General features: G+C 22.3%; 5 protein-coding genes. All 5 read right to left on the reverse strand.

The features are described from left to right. Window positions 1-458: 458 nt before the first annotated feature. Window positions 459-692: a hypothetical protein gene (locus J7G74_RS04655; protein ID WP_297132463.1), complete on the reverse strand. Its 234-nt coding sequence runs from the start codon at window positions 690-692 to the stop codon at window positions 459-461. A gap of 78 nt (window positions 693-770) precedes the next feature. After that, entirely contained in the window at window positions 771-1,136 is a 366-nt protein-coding gene (locus J7G74_RS04660; RefSeq protein WP_297132465.1) for a hypothetical protein, read from the reverse strand. A gap of 138 nt (window positions 1,137-1,274) precedes the next feature. Beyond that, window positions 1,275-2,180 carry a toll/interleukin-1 receptor domain-containing protein gene (locus J7G74_RS04665; protein ID WP_297132467.1) on the reverse strand — a complete coding sequence of 302 codons (906 nt, stop codon included), beginning with the start codon at window positions 2,178-2,180 and terminating at the stop codon, window positions 1,275-1,277. Next, the gene (locus tag J7G74_RS04670; RefSeq protein WP_297132468.1) at window positions 2,113-2,340 is read right to left on the reverse strand and encodes a hypothetical protein; all 228 of its coding nucleotides are present in this window, start codon (window positions 2,338-2,340) and stop codon (window positions 2,113-2,115) included. The genes J7G74_RS04665 and J7G74_RS04670 overlap by 68 nt, the downstream gene beginning before the upstream one ends. Before the next feature lie 140 nt (window positions 2,341-2,480). Further along, on the reverse strand, window positions 2,481-3,047 hold the full coding sequence (locus J7G74_RS04675) for a hypothetical protein (protein ID WP_297132469.1): 567 nt from the start codon (window positions 3,045-3,047) through the stop codon (window positions 2,481-2,483). Window positions 3,048-3,625 lie beyond the last annotated feature (578 nt).

Raw genomic sequence — 3,625 nt, forward strand, 5'->3', positions numbered from 1 at the left:
AAAACTTTTCCTCAATAATATAATACCACAACTTGTCAATAATTTTCTTATGTATACAAAAGATTAACATTTAATTTAATTACATCAGAGTTTAGCATTTTTATATATTTTTATATTCTAATTTAAAATACCTAATTTTCTAATACTATGTATATTTATTTAAAACTCCCAAAATTTCATTTGTATTAATATTTTTATACAAAAAGGCTAACTTAAATGTTAACATAATTTAGAATATCGAAAGATAGTATTTTTATGATGTATAAATTTAATAAAAATGTGTTTTTAATTCAATTATCCTAAAAATATTCCATGTATAAACCAGAAAAAAGAATGTCTCTTTTCATGATAAAAAAATCATTTTGAGACACCCTATTCTTATTATATCTTCCTATTTTAGGTATTAGTTAAATTATCTACTACTAAACTTACAAATTTATAATACTATATTTTTTACTTTATAAACTTTTTCTAAACAATTTGTCTTTATATATTTGTATACTTGCTATCATTAATCTTAAAATTATTCCAATATATATAGTAATTACTAAATACAAATTTAACACAATCTGATTAATTAATAAGATTATTACAACTATAATTATAGTATATTTTATTTGTGATTTGTCTTCCCACATATCTTTCATTGCATATATTAAATCACTTGGTTTTGAATCTATAGATATAAACATACTTAAAAATACTGATAATACTAACCATGATATTTCTTTATCTCTAATAATTAAAATTAAAACTACTAAACTTATAACCTAACTAAATGCCATAGTATTTTTATTTATTATTAAATCTGACTGTTCATATTTATATTTTAATTTTATTTTATTTAAATATAATTTAGTTAAATAATTTATTCCTAATCCTAATACAAAAACAGTTACTATTAATAATATTCCTCTACTATCATACTTTTTTATAAATTCATGATATATAATAAAAGTTATTACTATAATAAAAGATTGCAAAATTAATATTAATATATTTATAGTATTTTTTTTTAATATTTCTACTAGCCATCTAAATTTGTCTATATTTACACCTATAAAATGTGCAATATTACATATTAAAATAAATAATATTGCTATAACAATACTCATTCCTATAATTAAAGATAACAATTTTTCTCCTTTTCAAATTTATCTATTAATGTTTTTTCAAATAAAAACTACTAAGCCATAAACTTAGTAGTTCCTTATCCTCACTTTCGAGGGTTTGAATGGTGGAGATGATTCACTGCAATCATACCCACAATTTAATTATTTTATACTGAAATATGTATCTATAGATTTTTCAATTTCTTGTTTTACATTATGATATACTTGATCTTTATCATCCCATGTATTTATAGGCTTACCATCTTTAGGTACTGCTAATAATTTTTTTAATGGAGAATTTAGCCAATCACAAGTTCTTAGTATTATAGGTATAACTAAGGTTTCTCCGCTATCATGTTTTTCTAATGCTCTTTTCATCTCTTTTTCATAGCAATAATTAGATACTAAAAAATCAGGACTTAGTAATAACACTATAACATCAGAGCTTTCTAGCTTTTGCTGTATCTCAGAATCTAATTCTTGTCCTGCCATCATACATCTATCATTCCATGATTCTATCTTATCATTCCTTTTTAACATTATTAAATGTTTATCTAACTCTTCCTTCATACTTTCATCTTCATGAGAATATGATAAAAATACTTTTATTTTTATATCTCCGTTTACATTTATCATGGAGTGCCCCCTTATTTTACTTATATCGATTATATTATCACTATCTTCTTTAAATTGAGATAAAATTTTTAATTCATCTATAATTTCATATTTTCTATTTAATTTATATACTATACTTGAATGTCTCTTCATTTTTTTTATATTAAATATATTTTCACATTCAGTACATTCAAATTCTTCACCATATAAACTCAAATCTATACTACATTCTTCTCTACAGTTTGGACATTGTGTAACAATCTTTTCTATAAATAGTCCTTTATTTGCAAGGAATTTAAAATATTCATTTGCTTCATAATCCTCTATATCTGCATATCTGGAAAATTTTTCATAGTCAAGATTATTTCTTTCTCTGTCTGACATATTATCTAGCCACTTGGCTAGCTTTTGGTACAGCCATTGATTCATATTCTTTATACTTTCTATATCCATATTTAAAATCCTCTTCATCAAAATTCTTATAAAAATGCATGAATAAATACTGTCCGCTAGTTGTATTATATTTAACCCTTAAATCCTCATCTTCTAATATCCAAATAACATTCATTTCTGAAATTTTATTTGAATTTTCAATAGTATCCCTTAAAGCCATATATGTTTCTGATGTATATATAGATGCCTTAAAATTTTCACCTTTAACTTTTGCACTAACATTTGTTCCGTCATTAAACCTAAGATATGTAACTATTCCCTGAATATTTTCTCTATCATCTATTTTAAAATCTCTACGACTTAATATATCTGTAATTTGTAATTGATCAAAATATTTTTTAAATATGATTTAATATCAAATAAATTGTTTATTTTTATCTTAGTATCAATATTATCAATATTAACTTTAGACTTTGCATCTATTGCAAATTTATCTATCAAGTCATCTAATCCTTCACTTCTATTTGAAATAACCTTCTCATAAACTTGAGAATATAAACTTTCAGACATATTGTACAATGCTTTTTTATGTATTGAGTTATATGAATTTATTTGTATATCAAACATATCTATAACTTTATCTGTATATTTTGCATACAGTTCTACTGGTTTATTCATATCATCAATTATATTTGTTTTTGGAGCAACTTTACATATCATAATTTTTTTTAAAAGATCTATTTCTATAGGTATATAACTATACTCTTCTATCCTATTTCCTTTATTATTTAATTTAGCTATTTTGCAGGAAAAAATCATTCTTATATTAGAAACTTCATCATTCTGAACATTTTTTTTTAATTTATATGCAATTAATTCACTCTTACAGTTATCTTTTAATTCACTCTCTGCAATTTCACAAAACACATTTTCTTTGTCATAAGTATTTTTAATTATTCTATTTAGCTTATTTTCTGATAATATATCTATATTAAAGCTATAAATATTATATACATATACATCTTTTTGCTGACCATAAAAAATTTCTTTAAATAAATATCTATTAAGATTTTCTTTTGTTAATCGATTTTCATTAATTAGCTTTGATATATATTCATTTATATTCGATCCCGCTTTATAATCTTCCTCATTTAATCCCCTTATAAATTTATCTAATGACTTCTTAGTAATATTATTTGTTATTAATTCTGATAATGCGTAAGTAATTCCAATCCCCTCCTAGAAATGTTTATACTATCTTATATTATACTATATATTTTATAATTTAAACCTCACTTATTTACATATAATTCCATAACAACCTTATTTTTATAATAAAAAACTACTAAGCTATAAACTTAGTAGTTCCTTATCCTCATTTTCGAGGGTTTGAATGGTGGAGATGAGGGGATACTCTAACATATATTTTTTTGTGATTTCAATCTTTTTATTTTTCTTTATCTTCTAGTATATTACTTACTTATAGCAATTGTATTTTTTATTTA

Source organism: Terrisporobacter sp., from assembly GCF_017888745.1.
Lineage (GTDB): Bacteria > Bacillota > Clostridia > Peptostreptococcales > Peptostreptococcaceae > Terrisporobacter.

Excerpts from the sequence above, each read along its gene's own strand:
- J7G74_RS04655 (WP_297132463.1), bottom strand. The coding sequence starts at position 692 with ATGTTTATATCTATAGATTCAAAACCAAGTGATTTAATATATGCAATG.
- J7G74_RS04665 (WP_297132467.1), bottom strand. The coding sequence starts at position 2,180 with ATGGATATAGAAAGTATAAAGAATATGAATCAATGGCTGTACCAAAAG.
- J7G74_RS04670 (WP_297132468.1), bottom strand. The coding sequence starts at position 2,340 with ATGGCTTTAAGGGATACTATTGAAAATTCAAATAAAATTTCAGAAATG.